Origin of the sequence: Neptuniibacter pectenicola (assembly GCF_001597735.1) — a bacterium.
GTDB lineage: Bacteria > Pseudomonadota > Gammaproteobacteria > Pseudomonadales > Balneatricaceae > Neptuniibacter > Neptuniibacter pectenicola.
The window spans coordinates 1-16,429 of the sequence record NZ_LUTS01000009.1; the positions used below are offsets into that span (position 1 = coordinate 1).

The 16,429-nt window shown below is 47.2% G+C and carries 17 protein-coding genes; 13 read left to right on the forward strand and 4 right to left on the reverse strand.

Going from position 1 to position 16,429, the window contains the following annotated elements; translation table 11 throughout:
- Positions 1 to 137 precede the first annotated feature (137 nt).
- Complete coding sequence (locus A3773_RS12180) at positions 138 to 455, reverse strand: CcdB family protein (RefSeq protein WP_067986400.1); 318 nt, start codon at positions 453 to 455, stop codon at positions 138 to 140.
- Positions 455 to 700: a type II toxin-antitoxin system CcdA family antitoxin gene (locus A3773_RS12185; RefSeq protein WP_067986402.1), complete on the reverse strand. Its 246-nt coding sequence runs from the start codon at positions 698 to 700 to the stop codon at positions 455 to 457. The genes A3773_RS12180 and A3773_RS12185 overlap by 1 nt, the downstream gene beginning before the upstream one ends.
- A 136-nt stretch (positions 701 to 836) precedes the next feature.
- Here A3773_RS12185 and A3773_RS12190 point away from each other — a divergent pair, with 136 nt between their 5' ends.
- A complete protein-coding gene (locus A3773_RS12190) occupies positions 837 to 1,139 on the forward strand; it encodes a VOC family protein (protein WP_082800623.1) in 303 nt (100 codons plus the stop codon).
- Positions 1,140 to 1,292: 153 nt separating this feature from the next.
- Here the strand turns inward: A3773_RS12190 and A3773_RS12195 are convergent, their stop codons facing one another.
- Positions 1,293 to 2,282 (reverse strand): transposase, encoded by a 990-nt coding sequence (locus A3773_RS12195; protein ID WP_067986405.1) that lies wholly within the window; start codon positions 2,280 to 2,282, stop codon positions 1,293 to 1,295.
- A gap of 296 nt (positions 2,283 to 2,578) precedes the next feature.
- Between A3773_RS12195 and A3773_RS12200 the strand changes: the two genes are divergently transcribed.
- The 5 genes from A3773_RS12200 to A3773_RS12220 all read left to right on the forward strand — a co-directional run bounded on the left by A3773_RS12200 (position 2,579) and on the right by A3773_RS12220 (position 6,874).
- Positions 2,579 to 2,947 (forward strand): MerR family transcriptional regulator, encoded by a 369-nt coding sequence (locus tag A3773_RS12200; protein WP_067986407.1) that lies wholly within the window; start codon positions 2,579 to 2,581, stop codon positions 2,945 to 2,947.
- A 72-nt stretch (positions 2,948 to 3,019) separates the two neighbouring features.
- The gene (locus A3773_RS12205; RefSeq protein ID WP_067986409.1) at positions 3,020 to 3,406 is read left to right on the forward strand and encodes a carboxymuconolactone decarboxylase family protein; all 387 of its coding nucleotides are present in this window, start codon (positions 3,020 to 3,022) and stop codon (positions 3,404 to 3,406) included.
- Between the two features lie 222 nt (positions 3,407 to 3,628).
- Positions 3,629 to 4,093, forward strand: a complete 465-nt coding sequence (gene ybiA, locus A3773_RS12210; protein ID WP_067986411.1) for a riboflavin biosynthesis intermediates N-glycosidase — start codon at positions 3,629 to 3,631, stop codon at positions 4,091 to 4,093.
- A gap of 33 nt (positions 4,094 to 4,126) precedes the next feature.
- A complete protein-coding gene (gene nfo / locus A3773_RS12215; protein WP_067986413.1) occupies positions 4,127 to 4,993 on the forward strand; it encodes a deoxyribonuclease IV in 867 nt (288 codons plus the stop codon).
- A gap of 81 nt (positions 4,994 to 5,074) precedes the next feature.
- Entirely contained in the window at positions 5,075 to 6,874 is a 1,800-nt protein-coding gene (locus A3773_RS12220) for a GGDEF domain-containing protein (RefSeq protein WP_067986415.1), read from the forward strand.
- A 7-nt stretch (positions 6,875 to 6,881) separates the two neighbouring features.
- Here the strand turns inward: A3773_RS12220 and A3773_RS12225 are convergent, their stop codons facing one another.
- On the reverse strand, positions 6,882 to 8,603 hold the full coding sequence (locus tag A3773_RS12225; protein ID WP_067986417.1) for a SulP family inorganic anion transporter: 1,722 nt from the start codon (positions 8,601 to 8,603) through the stop codon (positions 6,882 to 6,884).
- 143 nt (positions 8,604 to 8,746) lie between these two features.
- Here A3773_RS12225 and A3773_RS12230 point away from each other — a divergent pair, with 143 nt between their 5' ends.
- The 7 genes from A3773_RS12230 (at position 8,747) to A3773_RS12260 (ending at position 16,320) form a co-directional block, all read left to right on the forward strand.
- A complete protein-coding gene (locus A3773_RS12230; protein ID WP_067986702.1) occupies positions 8,747 to 9,385 on the forward strand; it encodes an NUDIX domain-containing protein in 639 nt (212 codons plus the stop codon).
- 58 nt (positions 9,386 to 9,443) lie between these two features.
- Positions 9,444 to 9,887, forward strand: a complete 444-nt coding sequence (locus tag A3773_RS12235; RefSeq protein WP_067986419.1) for a DUF1249 domain-containing protein — start codon at positions 9,444 to 9,446, stop codon at positions 9,885 to 9,887.
- Positions 9,880 to 10,650 carry a metallophosphoesterase gene (locus A3773_RS12240; RefSeq protein WP_197462777.1) on the forward strand — a complete coding sequence of 257 codons (771 nt, stop codon included), beginning with the start codon at positions 9,880 to 9,882 and terminating at the stop codon, positions 10,648 to 10,650. Before A3773_RS12235 ends, A3773_RS12240 begins: the two co-directional genes overlap by 8 nt.
- A 59-nt stretch (positions 10,651 to 10,709) precedes the next feature.
- Positions 10,710 to 11,321, forward strand: coding sequence for a YqiA/YcfP family alpha/beta fold hydrolase (locus tag A3773_RS12245; RefSeq protein ID WP_067986424.1), 612 nt, complete (start codon positions 10,710 to 10,712; stop codon positions 11,319 to 11,321).
- Between the two features lie 86 nt (positions 11,322 to 11,407).
- Entirely contained in the window at positions 11,408 to 13,300 is a 1,893-nt protein-coding gene (gene parE / locus A3773_RS12250; RefSeq protein WP_067986426.1) for a DNA topoisomerase IV subunit B, read from the forward strand.
- A 122-nt stretch (positions 13,301 to 13,422) separates the two neighbouring features.
- Positions 13,423 to 15,702: a DNA topoisomerase IV subunit A gene (gene parC / locus A3773_RS12255; protein WP_067986428.1), complete on the forward strand. Its 2,280-nt coding sequence runs from the start codon at positions 13,423 to 13,425 to the stop codon at positions 15,700 to 15,702.
- A complete protein-coding gene (locus A3773_RS12260; protein ID WP_156473525.1) occupies positions 15,703 to 16,320 on the forward strand; it encodes an SH3 domain-containing protein in 618 nt (205 codons plus the stop codon). It begins immediately after the preceding gene.
- Positions 16,321 to 16,429: the final 109 nt, after the last annotated feature.

Here is a 16,429-nt window from a genome sequence, read left to right on the forward strand (position 1 = left end):
GATATAAATCGCTATGGATGGTGACCTTCCTACAGAGGACTTTCACCTCATTAGTTCATGCCCATGCTGGGCGTACACAAGGCGCTGCTGTCGGACAATTTTTCCGCTGCGCTCCAAAATTGCCGCAGAGCGCGGCGTTAAATGCCAGTAACCAGAAAGTCTATCGCCCCTATAATTTCATCTCTTCTTGAGATAATCGTGCATTCATTCTTTTTTAGAAAATTTGCCGAAACGCTCGTAAGCTGATGAGTTAGTAACGCATAATTTTTATTTTTTATTTTAATAATCGGGCAAAGATTATCAGGGTAGCTCTTGTCTGGTTTGTTGGCAGGAGTTAGCGGAATCACAACTCTGGTATTCAATGTATTAAGGAGGCCACTTTGAATATCAACAAAATAAGGGTAGGTTTTATTTGTGTCCTTATCTGTATTTACATAAACGTCAAACTGTTTCATTAAAACACCCTGTGCTTATCAGCAAAGAGGCCGTTTTTTTCAGCAAGTTCATTGCATGCTTCAATAGCTTCCTGGTTATCCTCCAGCCACTGTTTTCGTCGTTCCTTGCGTACTTTTTCAGTCAGGGCCTGCTCCAGTGTTGCAGATAGGTTTATTTTCAATATGCGGGCCTCGGCCAGTAACTCTTTGTTTATGCTTAGGTTTGTTGCTTTCTTTGGGGCCTTGCTATCAATTAAAGGTTGCATTACTCTAACTCGCAATATGGGTTATACGCATTAACTATGCGCACTATCGTAGTGGTATGCATTTAACAAGTCAAGCCAGCCGACGCATAAATACGCGGCTGTTCAGGCGTTAGACGCACACACAAGAGAGTATGGAATGTTTAGTCATGTAATGGTTGGATCAGATGACATTGAAAGATCAAAGAACTTTTATAACTCAGTACTTGGAGTTCTGGGTGTAAAAGACCCCGTCGTCAATGTTAACGACACGGGGCAGACACGGCTTTTCTATATTCATAATGATTCGATTTTCTGCGTAACTGAGCCAATAAACGGTAAGCCAATGAGTGCAGCTAATGGTTCCACTATTGGTTTTACATGCGATTCGTCAGAGCAAGTAAAAGAGTTACATGACGTTGCCGTAGCAAATGGAGCGAATAAGCAGGGACATGCACCTTAAAGAAAGGCCCCTTCATTTCTTCGTTATAGATTTTGCAGTTAGGCTTTGTTTTCACTTCAAGTAGCTGATTGATGGTTTTCAGTGTTTATTGGGAGGTATTCGGTGTTTTTAAGACAGCAGTATCTCTCAGTAATTGGGCTGATACTTTATAGGTTATAGATAAGAGGGGTGAGGCCAGGCCGCTTGGTTATGCCTTCGTTTTCGTGCGAATTTTTTGTGATAAAGCCTTTCAAACTGAGTGGCGTTATTCAGCCATTCTTCTTGATTTATTTCTAACCTTTCTAGTATGGGTGGTAAGTGTGCGGATATTGCACCGCGTTTGTCATCGCGTAGGATTCGGCCTGTCATATCAACCAAGGTGAGATAATCCTCAAGGCTGAATAGAATACCCTGCTGTTCTTCGTTTCGGATATTTCCTTCAAATTGTGCCAGAGGTTTAGCTGGGAATTGGAAATGTTGCAAAGCAAGCAGTGCTTTTTGAGAGTCTACCGCGGATGTTAAATTGAATTTCGGATTTATGCGCTCTTTGATGCTCGTATGCTTTGAATCTTCCGGTGTTTTAGCCATATCTGCGCGTATAGGGTTTAGATCTACATAGGCCATGCAAGACAGTAATGCTTCTTCGGTTAGTAGGGCTTGCGATTTATAACGAGACTCCCAGAAGTGGCCGGTGCACTTGTCTTCTTGATTAGCTTGGCGAGCAATGGGTTCATTTAGACATTTCATAAACCAACTCAGGCTAGCTAAGCGTTCCCGGTAGACTTCTATCATATCACTCACTGTATCGAGCTGAGCGTTGCTTAGAGACTCACCTGCTTGCCATTGTTGAATCAGTAAGGGGCCTTTGAATAAACTTAACCAGCGCGTTACAACTTCAGTATTTGACCAGCGTTGTGCTTGAGTAGGGCAGAGTTTAATCACAATGTGAAGATGGTTTGACATTACGGCATAGGCGCAGATATCAATGGAAAAGAGTGAAGATAGAATGCGTATTCGGTCTTCGATCCATTGACGACGGTGTTCGTAGTCTTTACCTGTTGAGTGATCCAAGCCACATAAAAATGAGCGGCGAACACAACGAGAAACAATATGGTAATAGGGCGTATCTTTAACGGATACGAGTTCCTTTCTAGGGCGAGTCATCGGTAAATCCTTTTATCGATGTGATGAATAATGCTTGGCTTTGATCTTAGGATTGAGTAAGGGTATTGTCAATTTAAGGGTGCCTGTCCCCCTTGCTGTCCTCCCCTTGCTGTCCCTGTCCCCCTTGCTGTCGTGTCCCCCTTGCTGTCGAAATAATTATATATTTTTGATCCAGTCATAACGTTGAGACTTATAGTAAGTCAAAGCATTCGGACGCAGTAAGGTTACGTTGGTGTTTAGGGGGAGGGGAGAAGTGACAGAGTGCCCCACGATTTGTAGATACTTTCGAGAGTTGTATGAATATTAAAAAGTTTTCTGAAATAACAGAGATATCGCCTTATACGATTAGATATTACGAAAAAATTGGTTTGTTACGGGGTGTTTCTCGGAACGCTAGTGGCCATCGTTGGTTTACAGAAAAAGATATCATCTGGGTTGAATTTATAAAGCGGCTAAAAGACACGGGGATGCCACTTGAAAATATTTTGAAGTATGCAGATTTAAGAGGTGAAGGGGCGTCAACATCTGAACTAAGAATGAAAATTTTAGAAGATCATGCTGTTATGTTAGAAGACAAAATAGCTGAAGATATGTATCACCTTAAAAAGCTAAAAGAGAAAATCAAACATTACAGTGAAACTATTGAGTTGGAACTTAACACTTGACTTAGAGTTTACTCTAAGTTGTAGAGTTGCATTATTGTGCAATGTGCACAATAAACGACTATTGGAGTGTTAATGAATAATCAACGTTATGAGTCTGGCCTCAATAAATTAAATGAAATAGATGGCGATGCCGGACAAAAAGTGATTGATAGCTTGGCTGCCATTTCGCCTGATTTAGCAAAATATACAATTGAGTTTCCTTTTGGGGATATTTATCAACGACCAGGGCTTGATTTAAAGAGTCGAGAATTAGCAACTGTTGCGGCATTGACCGCACTAGGTAGTTGCGCACCTCAATTAAATGTTCATATTAATGGCGCTTTGAATGTAGGTTGCAAGCCAGAAGAAGTTGTTGAAGTAATCATACAAATGGCTGTATATGCTGGTTTTCCAGCAGCTTTAAATGGTATGTTCGTAGCTAAAGAAGTATTTATTGAGCGTGAGATAATCAAGGCCTAACAATATATGCAACAAGGACAAAATAGCGTTGGCTATTTTCGGGTTAGGCTGCTCTCTTGAATGTCGTTTTCGGGCAAACCGTTTAGCGTAAACGCTTTAAAATTGAGTGATATCCTCGTCCCTGTTCCCATCTTTAACCCCAGCCTTTCTCGCATTTAAGAGTGCCTACCCCGCCTAAACGCGGTATATTTTGATCACTTCTGAATAATTAGGATGCCCTGCATGTTTTTTGGTCAAAAAGAGAAAAAACTTTTTACGTTAACGCGGACCGATCCTGATAACCCTTTGGCTTCATACTCCAAACATCCCTTTGAGTTAGAGGGCTGTGAGTGGCCGTCGGTGGAGCACTACTATCAGGCGATGAAGTTTGGGGATGCGGAGTACCGTGAACAGATCCGCCTAGCGCCGAGTCCCAAGGAGGCGGCGAGCTTAGGTAAAAGCAAAAAGCATCAAAAGCGCAAAGACTGGGACAACGTTAAGCTGATCTATATGACGCGTGGCACCTATATTAAGTGCCGTACCTATCCTGAGGTCGCGAAAATGTTACTGGATAGCGGTGATACGGCGATTGCGGATGTGAGCCAGTATGACTATTTCTGGGGCAGTGGCCGTGATATGCGGGCGACGAATGCCTTTGGTCAGATGCTGATGGATATTAGAGACAAACTTCGAACAGAGCTTAGTTAGCTTTTCACCCTGTTATGTCGAGTTACAACCTAGATGAATCAACAACCTTATTACGTGGGTGCCCACGTGAGCGCGTCGGGCGGTGTACAAAATGCGCCGTTAAATGCTGAGAAAATCGGCGCGAATGCCTTTGCGCTGTTTACTAAAAATCAACGTCGCTGGGTGGCGAAAGCGCTTGAACCTAAGACGATTGAAACATTCAAACAGCAGTGTGCAGCGGCGGGTTTTAAGCCTGAACAGATCCTTCCCCATGACTCCTACCTCATTAATTTAGGTCATCCTGATGAGGCGGCGCTACAAAAATCTAGAGAGGCGTTTCTGGATGAGTTGAAGCGCTGTGAACAACTGGGGTTGGTTTATCTTAACTTTCATCCCGGCAGTCATCTTCGCACGATCTCTGAGACTGAGTGCATGGCTAAAATCGCCGATTCGATCAATTGGGCGTTAGGGCAAAGCCACGGCGTTACGGCGGTGATCGAAAATACCGCAGGGCAGGGCAGTAACTTAGGTTATCGCTTTGAACAGTTGGCTGCGATTATCGACCAAGTGGAGGATAAGTCGCGAGTAGGTGTCTGTATCGATACCTGCCATATGTTTGCTGCGGGTTATGATATACGCACGCTAGAGAGCTGTGCCGAGGTGTTTGATCAGTTTGCGCAGATTGTTGGCTTTCAGTATTTAAAAGGGATGCACCTAAATGATTCTAAGGGGGGATTAAACTCCCACCTTGATCGTCACCATAGCCTCGGCCAAGGTGAGATTGGATTAGATGTGTTTCGTTTTATTATGCAGGATGACCGTTTTCGTGGCATTCCGTTAGTGTTAGAAACCATCGACGAAACGATCTGGCCTGACGAGATTCAGTTGCTAAGGCAGTTTGCCGCAGGGGTGTCGGTGTAAAGGGAATTAAACATTTTCACTCAAATGTAATATAGGGGCGTTAGCCTACGCACTACCTTAAATAGTGTGATTGATTAACCTATGTTACGTGCAACTGATGAAGTCGGCGCAGATATGCGTCATAAGCTGTTGTTAGAGATTCTGGAGACAGAATCTCTTTATCCACATTTTCAGCCCATAGTCGATTTGAAAAAAGGTGAGGTCATTGGCCATGAGGCCTTGATCCGTGGCCCTGCTGGGAGTGCGATGGCGTCCCCCGGCGCACTTTTTCAAACGGCGATTGAAAATAACCTTTTACACACCTTAGAGCTGCTGTCCCGTCGCTGCTCTTTGGCGCGTTTTGCTGAGTTAAAACCGGGCGGAAAGCTGTTTTTAAATATCAGTGCTTCATTGCTAGGTACGCCGGAACATACGGAAGGTTTTACATCGGAGCTTTTGCAAGAGTTAGGCATATCTATCTCCGATATCGTGATTGAGCTATCAGAACAGCATCCCTTTGATCAGCAAGGACTGACCCATAATGCGGTTGAGTATTATCGCAATATGGGGTTTCAAGTGGCGGTGGATGACCTAGGGACAGGCTATTCCGGTTTAAAGCTTTGGTCTGAATTAAACCCCGAATATGTGAAGATTGATCGTCATTTTGTGTCGCATATTGATACCGACCCGGTGAAGCGGGAGTTTGTGCGCGCTATTTATAATATTAGTAATGCCACCGGCTGCAAGGTTATTGCCGAAGGTATTGAGCGCAAGGAGGAGGTTGCGACGCTTCTGGAGTTGGGGATTAGTATTGGGCAAGGTTTCTACTTGGGTTACCCCAGCCCAGAACCCCAGTTTACTTGGACCCCTATGGGCGGCGGCGATCTTATGTGTAATGACGAGAGTCCCCTTGTTGATCAGGGCGAATCTGCAATATCACTGTTACGTCAGACACCGGCGGTTTCGCCAGAAGATACCGTGTTATTTGTTAGTGAGCAGTTCCGTGCTAACCCGGATGTTAGCGCCTTACCGGTTATCCGTGATGGGATTCCGTTGGGTGTTGTTAAAAAGTCAGATCTGCTTGAGCTGTTTTCTACGCAGTATGGTCGCGCACTGTATGAGAAAAAGCCTGTTTCACGCATCCTATGTGAGGATGTGTTGCTGGTGGACAGTCAGTTAAGCTTGGTGGATGTATCTAGGCTTGTGACGGGGCAGGAAAGCAGTGCACTTCAGCAGGATATTATTATCACTGAGGAGGATTGTTACTTAGGGATGGGTAACTTGCGTGACCTTTTAAAACGTCTGACCGCGTTGAAAATTCAAAATGCCCAGTATGCCAACCCTTTAACCTTATTGCCCGGCAATGTGCCGATTAATAATGAGGTGGATGCCCTGTTAAAAAGCACGGCGGACTTCCATGTGGCTTATTTTGATCTGAATAACTTTAAACCCTTCAATGACTGCTATGGCTACTCCAAAGGGGATCAAGTGATCCGCTTGTTGGGCGACCTGTTAACGCGCTTTATTGATAACGATAGGAACTTTATTGGGCATGTGGGGGGCGATGATTTTGTTGTGATCTTCCGCACCCTCGATTGGCAATTAAGTTGTGAGCGTATTATTCGGGAGTTCGATCAAGAGGTGCGCTCGTTTTACCTGCCTAAAGATCTTCAGACGGAGGGTATCTGGTCGACCGACCGCAAAGGTGTTCGCTCCTTTTTCCCATTGTTAGGTTTGGCGATTGGTGTGGTTCATCCGGACCCGTATAAATGCGAGAGCTTCCATGAGGTAGCCGAGCTGGCGGCCATGGCGAAAAAAGAAGCAAAACGCAGTGCCGATAGTTTGCTGTTTATTTCGCAGCGGCGCGCTACCTGTGTTGAGGATAGGCAACGCACCGCCTAAGTCGTGACTATACCCCTGCGACCTCGCGCATCGCTTGGTCTGTTGTAAAGTAGATGTTGCCGGGTGCCAGCTGGGTGAGAAAGTGCGTGCTGTTCAATTGATCCATCACGGGCCCTTTGACCTCGGCAAGATGTAAGGTCACCCCCTCATCGCGTAGGTTGATGATGAGATTCTCTAAGGTTTCTAGTGCGCTGGCATCAATAAAATTGACGGCGGTGCAGATGAGAATAATGTGTTTTATCTGTTTGTTATCGGCACACTGCTGCAAGATAAACTCCTCTACAAAGCGCGTATTGGCAAAGTAGAGACTCTCGTCGACCCGCAAAGCTAATGTACTCTTTCCTGTCGTGACATCATGCCGAGTAATATTTCTAAAATGTTCACTGTCGCCAACGCGACCCACAATCGCGATATGGGGTTGGCTTGATCGGTAAATAAGCAGGGCTACCGAGATCGCAATCCCCGATAAAATACCGATCTCAACGCCGGTGAACAGTACTAAAAAGAAGGTGGCTGCCAGCGTAAGGGCATCGGCTTTATTAAAGCGCCAGCAGGTTTTAAAGGCGACAATATTGATGAGCGGAATCACCGCCATAATAATAATGGCCCCAAGGACGGCTTTAGGTAAGTAGTAAAAGAGCGGGGTTAAAAAGGCGACGGTAATCGCGACCAGTATTGCGCTAATCATCGAGGCGATTGTGGTTTGCGCGCCAGCGCTATAGTTAACCATTGAACGGCCAAATCCACCGGCAACGGGATAAGTCCCACTTAGTGCTGAGCCAATATTCGCCATACCAAGGGCGACCAACTCTTTATTGGGGTTGATCCGTTCCTGCCGTTTACTTGCAAGGGCGGTTCCGACGGAAACGCTTTCGAGAAACCCAATTAAAGCAATCAACAGTGCGGGCATCATTAACTGTCGCCACAGATCTACATCAATATGTAGAGCGTGTAGATGGGGGAGCCCTTGCGGAATCATACCGACGGTTTTGACTGCCGCTGTTTGGTCAAAGCTAAAGTACCAAACGGCGATAGAACCGATCAGTAACGCAAACATAGGCCCAGCTTTGCAGATCGGTTCAACGACCCCTTGAGGTAGTTTGAGGCGTAAGAGTTGGTCGCATAATGTTCGTTTGCAATACCATAAAATGATAAACGCGATCACGGATATCACGGCGGTTATGCTATTCGTGTTGGGTAGGTTTGAGGCAATAGCCATAAGGCTTTCATCAATGCGCTCTGCACGGGCCAGATCGAGCCCTAATAGATGTTTTACTTGGCTTAGTGCGATGATAATGGCTGCTGCACTGGTAAAGCCGGTTAGCACTGAATGGCTGATAAAATTGACAATGGCCCCCAGTCTTATACAACGTAGAACGAGTAAAATAACGCCGACCAAGAGAGATAGGTTGATCGCGGCATTAATATAGTCCGCCTCACTTTGGGGTGCCAGTTGGCTGATGGATGTGCTCACCATGAGCGAGGCGATGGCGACAGGCCCGACCGCCAGGGAGCGACTACTGCCTAATAATGAATAGATAAACAGCGGCAGTATACTGGCATAGAGACCATACTGGGGAGGTAGCCCGGCCAGAATAGCGTAAGCCATCCCTTGAGGAATTAATAAGATAGCGACAATAATACCGGCGACTAGATCGCTGATAAACGTCTGGCGTTGGTAGTGCTTTAGCCAACCTAAAAGAGGAAAAACTTCGGCCAAAGGGCGCATCTTAAGGTCTCCGTTACGACGGTTTATATGGGTATAACAATAAAGCATAAGAATATACTAAGCAATTATAAGTCTTAATCTAGCCATGAAACCCGTGCTTGTTATAGTGGGTTTCTCTATGAATGACCGCAGGGGTAAAAAAGATGTCTGAACACCCTATGTTTGAGGGTTGGCAGCCAACCTATCAGCAAAAAGATTTCAGTGTCGATAAGCAGGAACCGCTTTACGATGGTTTTTTTAAGATGTTTAAGTTGCATCTGACCCATAAAACCTTTGCTGGCGAAACGATTAGTATTCAGCGTGAGCTGTTTTATCGTGACGATGCGGTGTGTGTCTTGCTTTATGATGCGCCGCGGCAGGTGGTGGTATTAGTCGAGCAGTTCCGCGTCGGTGCTTTTGATCACCCTGATGGGCCTTGGTTATTAGAGCTGGTGGCCGGTATTGTTGAGCAGGGCGAAACCCCTGAGGATGTGGCGCGGCGAGAGTCGGTAGAAGAGGCGGGAGCCCAGCTAGGTGAAGTGTTAAAGATCAGTCGCTTCGTACCAAGCTCTGGCGGTACGCGTGAGTATATTGACCTGCTTTGTGCTAGTGTGGATTCACAAGGTATTGGTGGTATTCACGGTCTTCCTGAGGAAGGTGAAGATATCAAAGTACATAAAGTACCTGTTGAGGCTGCATTTGAATGGGTAAAAAGCGGTAAAATTAACAATGCGCCAGCGATGATTGCGTTGCTGTGGTTACAGGTAAATAAAGACGCGCTTGACCAGCGTTGGTCGCGTTAGCCTACAGAGTGTGATGAAGTGTGAGCGTATTCACATATGAATAAGAAAGTTGAGACGTATGAAGCGTAAATATATTCCAGACCTAACTCGGCAGATGTCCCAATGCGAGGCGAATTATGTGCGCATAATGAAGCTCCTGCCGGATCTGGACAACTGCGATGAGCGAGAGTTTCAGGTGAGTTGGCCTGAGCATAGTGCGTATCTGCGTTTAAAGGTTGATGAGCGTTTTAAATATACCTCAACGGTTTTAGTTAGCCATCGTTATGAAACCAACTCCCCTTGGCTAGAATCACCGGGGCTTGTGGTCCGTCTTTATCATGATGCCTCCGTGGCCGAAGTGATCTGTATGCAGCGGCGTAAACAGCTGTCCGGCGCTTACCCCTATCCAAACCCTAATATGCACCTGCCTGATGAAAAACTTCAGTTAAACGAGTACCTTGGCGAGTGGTTAAGTGAGTGCCTACGGTATGGCCATCTCATGGAGATCGTGTTCAGTGGCTAGGGGGCATTCTGTTAGGTTACTTCAAGTCACGGATATGCACCTTCAGCAAGACCCCACCACATTAATGCGTGGGGAAAACGTTGAACGGCGTTTTCAGCACGTTATGCAGCATATTGAAGGTGAAGCAGCAGACCTTCTGCTGCTGACGGGTGACCTTACACACCATGCACCGGCTGCGTATGATCGTTTAGCGTTGAGCCTGCAAGGCCTGCCTTTTCCGAGCTGTTGGTTGCCGGGTAATCATGATTTAATCGATGAGATGGCACGTTTCTCCGCGTTGGGTTATAACCGCAAGGTGGTCGAACAGGGCGCTTGGCGAGTTATTTTGTTAGATAGTACCGCCTCTCCCGATGGTAAAGGCGGAGGCTCTCTTGCGAACGAAGAGTTAGCCTTTTTTGCTCAGCAGCTCGCGCAGACCGCTTCGGATCAGCATGTGTTGGTGGCATTGCACCATCACCCTGTGCCGGTAAAAAGTGAGTGGATGGATAACATAGGGTTAGGGAATAAAAACGATTTCTGGGCACTGGTTGATAGCTGTCCTCAGGTCAAAGGGGTTGTCTGTGGCCATGTGCACCATGCGGTTCAACAGCAACGGGGGGCGGTGAACGTGCTCGTGAGCCCTGCAACAGCACCGCAATTTAAACCCTTTTCTGCTGTAGCGACGACAGAAGATGATCCTCGTTTTACGGGGCCTGCCTACCGCAGAATTCAACTGTATGATGATGGAGAGATCCAATCTGATGTGGTTCGATTAACATCATAGTTTGGCTGGGTATTGCGCCAGCCTTTTGCCTCCGGTAAGTTCTTGTTCAGAGGACGAAAATGAATAAGCCAATCTTTATTTACGTACATGGTTTTAATAGCTCGCCAGAGTCGATGAAGGCCCAGCTGTTTTTGCATTATATGCAAGAGAGGGGGTGTGCAGACCAGGTGTTAATTCCTGCACTCTCCTATGAGCCCGCCGTTGCGATGGAAACGCTGACCGCTATGGTTGAAGCACACCATCGGCAGCCGGTGATCCTGCTGGGGAGCTCGTTAGGTGGGTATTATAGTACTTGGCTGACTGAGCATTACCCCCATGTGCGGGCGGTATTAATTAATCCATCTGTTCGGCCCTTTGAGTTATTGCCCCAATATTTGGGTGAGAACCAGAACTTATATAGCGGTGAATCCTATGAGCTAACCAACGCGCATTTAGCGCAGCTGTTAGCCATCAATTGTGAATCGATAGGCAAACCTGATTCATATTTACTGCTGACACAGACGGGTGATGAAACATTAGATTACCGTGAGGCTGTGGATAAGTTTGTAGACTCTCCGCAGTTTATACAGCCGGGAGGTTCACACGGGTTTGATCAGTTTGAAAAAATGATTCCCGCGATTTTGGCGTTTGCTCAAGGGCGGGTTGAGCTGCCAGATGCGCAACCAATATAAAATTAAGTAGCCTGCGTAAAGCTTAGTATGGTTTATATGAGCTTTCGCCTGATACATAGAAAGCATAGCAACAGGAAATACGATTGATGTCCAAGCAATATGATGCTGGTTCCATTGAGGTCTTAAGCGGTTTAGATCCGGTAAGACGTCGTCCGGGGATGTATACCGAGACGGATCGACCAAACCATCTGGCGCAAGAAGTCATCGATAACTCGGTGGATGAGGCGTTAGCGGGTCATGCAAAACAGATCGATGTGGTGCTTAATAAAGATAACTCATTAAGTGTGACCGATGATGGTCGAGGTATGCCTGTCGATATCCACCCAGAAGAGGGGGTGAGCGGGGTTGAGTTGATTCTTTGTAAGCTGCATGCAGGGGGTAAATTTAACAATGATAACTACAACTACTCCGGTGGTTTGCACGGGGTTGGGGTATCCGTTGTTAATGCCTTGTCAAAGCTGTTGGAAGTACAAGTTCGCCGTGATGGGCAGGTGTATCGAATCGGTTTTGCCGATGGTGAAAAAGTATCTGAGCTTGAGGTTATCGATACCTGTGGCAAACGCAATACAGGTTCAACGGTGCGTTTTCTTGCCGACCCTAAGTATTTTGATTCGCCAAAATACAGTGTCTCCCGTTTAAAGCATAACTTACGGGCTAAAGCGGTGCTTTGTCCCGGTTTAAAAGTGACCTTTACCGATCTCACCGGTGCTAAGCGTGAGAAAGAGGAGTGGTACTACGAAGATGGTCTAATCGATTATCTTAAAGGGACGACGCAGGTGTTTGAATCGCTGCCGTTAGAACCCTTCTCCGGCTCCTTGCAAGGGGAAGAGGATGCGGTGGAGTGGGCCGTGCAGTGGCTACCTGAAGGTGGCGAAATGACCTGCGAGAGTTACGTAAACCTGATCCCTACCGCACAAGGCGGGACCCACGTTAATGGGCTGCGTACCGGCTTGTTGGAGGCGATGCGTGAGTTTTGTGAATTCCGTAGCTTATTGCCACGGGGGGTAAAGCTCACCGCAGACGATGTGTGGGATAAGTGCTGCTATGTGCTATCGGCCAAAATGCAGGACCCTCAGTTTGCGGGACAAACAAAAGAGCGACTCTCTACACGTCAAATTGCGGCCTTTATTTCCGGCGCAATAAAAGATGCGTTCTCCTTATGGCTTAACCGCCATGTGGAGGAGGGTGAGCAACTGGCCGAAGTGATCATCGCGAATGCGCAAAAGCGTATGCGCTCAAACAAAAAAGTGATCCGTAAGAAAGTCACCCAAGGCCCCGCACTGCCGGGTAAATTGGCCGATTGTTCGGGTGCAGATACTATGCAGTCAGAGCTGTTTCTGGTCGAGGGTGATTCGGCGGGCGGCTCCGCAAAACAAGCGCGTGAGCGTGAGTTCCAAGCGATTATGCCCCTGCGCGGTAAGATTTTAAACTCGTGGGAAGTCGATCCCAGCGAAGTCCTTGGCTCCCAAGAGATTCACGACATATCGGTTGCTATTGGTGTGGAGCCCGGCTCGGATGATTTGGAAGGTTTAAGGTACGGTAAAGTCTGTATCTTAGCGGATGCCGACTCCGATGGTTTGCATATCGCGACACTGTTATGTGCACTGTTTGTCCGGCACTTTAAGCATCTGGTTAGCGAGGGGCATGTTTATGTAGCGATGCCACCGCTTTACCGTATCGATGTGGCAAAAGAGGTGTATTACGCGCTCGATGATTCGGAGCGTGATGGCATTATGGAACGTATTCGTGCTGAGCGTAAGAACGCGAAGATTGGTGTACAGCGATTCAAAGGGTTGGGTGAGATGAACCCGTTACAGCTACGAGAAACAACCATGTCACCGGATACCCGTCGTTTAGTTCAGTTGACGGTAGCTCCCGGTGATGGCACCAACGAAATGATGGATATGCTACTCGCTAAGAAACGTTCTGGCGATCGTAAAGAATGGCTGCAGAGTAAGGGTAATCTGGCGGATATTTAAACCCGGCAGTGAGGTTTACTCTTGACGGCCAGTGGAGCTATTTAAAACGGACCTAATCGTTTAAGGGTTTTAAACCTCCACTCATTAATGAAACAGATATTGATAAGCGGTAACACGTAGATATGACGGTACAAACAACGTTCGAAGATGGCCATGAGCGCATAGCACTTAAAGACTTTACCGAGAAGGCGTATCTGGATTACTCCATGTACGTCATCCTTGACCGTGCTTTGCCCCATATTGGTGATGGCATGAAACCCGTACAGCGCCGCATTGTATATGCGATGTCTGAGCTGGGTTTAAAGGCAACCGCCAAATATAAAAAGTCAGCCCGTACCGTGGGTGATGTATTGGGTAAGTTTCACCCCCATGGTGATTCTGCCTGTTACGAAGCGATGGTGTTGATGGCGCAGCCCTTTAGTTATCGCTACCCCTTAGTTGATGGTCAGGGAAACTGGGGGTCACAAGATGATCCTAAGTCGTTCGCGGCCATGCGTTATACCGAATCACGTTTATCCCCTTACGCTGAAGTGTTGTTAGCTGAAGTGGCACAGGGAACAGTCGATTGGGCCCCTAACTTTGATGGCACAATGCAGGAGCCGATGATTCTACCGGCCCGTCTGCCGAACGTGTTACTCAATGGTACTACCGGTATCGCTGTCGGTATGGCGACTGACATTCTGCCTCATAACCTGAATGAAGTTACCCGGGCCTGTATCCATCTATTGGATCACCCGCGTGCCGATCTGGATGAGCTTTGTGAGTTTGTGCCTGGGCCTGATATGCCCACCGATGCAGAGATTATTACGGCCCGTCGCGATCTTAAACAGATCTACGAAACGGGGCGAGGCTCCGTGCGTATGCGTGCTGTGTATATGAAAGAGCAGGGTGAAATTGTTATCACCGCGCTACCCCATCAAGTGTCTGGCGCTAAAATTCTGGAACAGATTGCGGCGCAGATGCAGCAGAAAAAACTGCCGATGGTCAGCGATCTACGTGATGAATCCGATCATGAGAACCCAACACGGCTTGTGATTATTCCTCGCTCTAACCGTGTTGATGTTGAGCAGTTGATGGCACACCTGTTTGCCTCAACAGACTTAGAGCGCACCTACCGTGTCAATATGAACATGATTGGTGTTGATGGTAAGCCGCAAGTTAAAAACCTGCGCCAGATTTTGGTGGAGTGGTTAGGCTGGCGAACCAATATAGTACGGAAACGTTTGCAGCACCGCTTAGAGAAAGTGTTGGATCGGTTGCATATCCTTGAAGGTTTAATGGTGGCTTACCTCAATATTGATGAGGTTATCGCCATTATCCGTCACGAAGACCATCCAAAGGCCGAGCTGGTTAAGCGTTTTGGGCTGACCGAAGTTCAAGCGGATGCGATTCTCGATTTAAAACTACGTCATTTAGCTAAGCTGGAAGAGTTTAAGATCCAGTCAGAGCAAAACGAGTTAGATGAAGAGCGTCAAAAGCTAGAGGCGATCCTCGGTTCTGACAGCAAGATGCGTAAGCTGATTAAGCAAGAGTTAAAAGAAGCGGCAGAGATCTATGGTGACGACCGCCGTTCACCGATTGTTTCACGCGAAGAAGCGCAAGCGTTCAGTGAGAAAGACCTACTTACTTCCGATCCTGTAACGGTCGTTATCTCTAAACAGGGCTGGGTGCGTGCAGCCAAAGGCCATGATATTGATGGCGCGGGTTTAAATTATAAATCCGGTGATGCCTTTAAACTTGAGTGCAAAGGCCGAACGAACCAGCCGACGATTCTTTTTGATACAACGGGACGAAGTTTCACGGTTGATACACATAATCTACCGTCTGCCCGGGGGCAGGGTGAGCCGATTACTGGCCGTATTACTTTGCCAAAAGGCTCGACTATCGATGCGGCCATCGCGGGTAAAGACAGCGATAAGGTCTTAATGGCATCCGATGCGGGTTACGGCTTTATTACTAAGATTAGTGACCTCACCAGTAAAACTAAAAATGGTAAAGCGGCACTCACGCTGCCTAAAAATGCTCAGATCTTAGCGCCGACGCTGGTGAATGATACCTCAGCTAACTTATTGGCTGCGGTCACGAATGAGGGGCGTCTCTTAGTCTTCCCTGTGGCGGAGCTACCTGAATTAGTCAAAGGTAAAGGGAATAAGATTATTAATATTCCTTCTGCGCGCGCGGCCAGCCGAGAGGAGCTGGTGGTTGCCATTGCGATCTTATCGGCGGATGACACTTTACTTGTGCATGCAGGTCGACAGCATTTAAAACTGAAACCTTCCGATATTGAACACTACCGAGGGGAGCGTGGCCGTCGAGGCAATAAACTTCCACGGGGTTATCAGCGTGTGGATAGTTTAGATGTTGAACGTGCAGAAACGGAATCAGCGGAGGCTGTGGATTAAGTGCGATGGCTTAAATGCGTGCTGGGCGGTTGTCTTGTTCTCATAGCAAACAGCGCTATGGCGGTGGATTTTTATATGGTGATGGTGGACTCACTAAATGTTCGGCAAGGGCCGAGCCATAGTGGACATATTATCACCAAAGCCCCGCAGCACCAGTTAGTACTGGAAACTCGCCGCGAGGGAGATTGGTCAGAGATCTTCTATTTAGATAGCCATAAGGCGAATGTTAAGGGCTGGGTGTATAACCGCTATATTCAGCCCCAAACCTTGACCCCCGATACGGTGGCTGAGAGCGCGTTTGCTATTAACGTATCGGCTGCGCAGCCCGTCTGTGAGGGACGCTCGATGATTACGGGAGGCTCTCTGTGTTATTTAGATGTGACGTTTGCGGTGCAAAGTAAAACGGGTCAGCAAACGGATGTGCAGGTAAACTGTTGGGCTGATTTTGTTGTGCCGGGTAGGGACAGTGTGACGCCGGTTCAGGCGACGATGACAAAACGCTATCGTTTAACGCCTGAAGGGGCTTCGGATACGATGCGTTTAAAAGCTGGGCTTAAACAACTGCTGGATTCAACAACACTCAATGTCGCTTATTATAATTGCGCTGCTGGGCAGTGAGGTGGGCGAACATCAAGCGTAAGAGCCTGCCCTGTGGACTCGCTCTTACGCTCTCTGTGTCATGACTTACTCAGGTGTGCTTATGCATGCCTATTTAGTCAGGAATAGC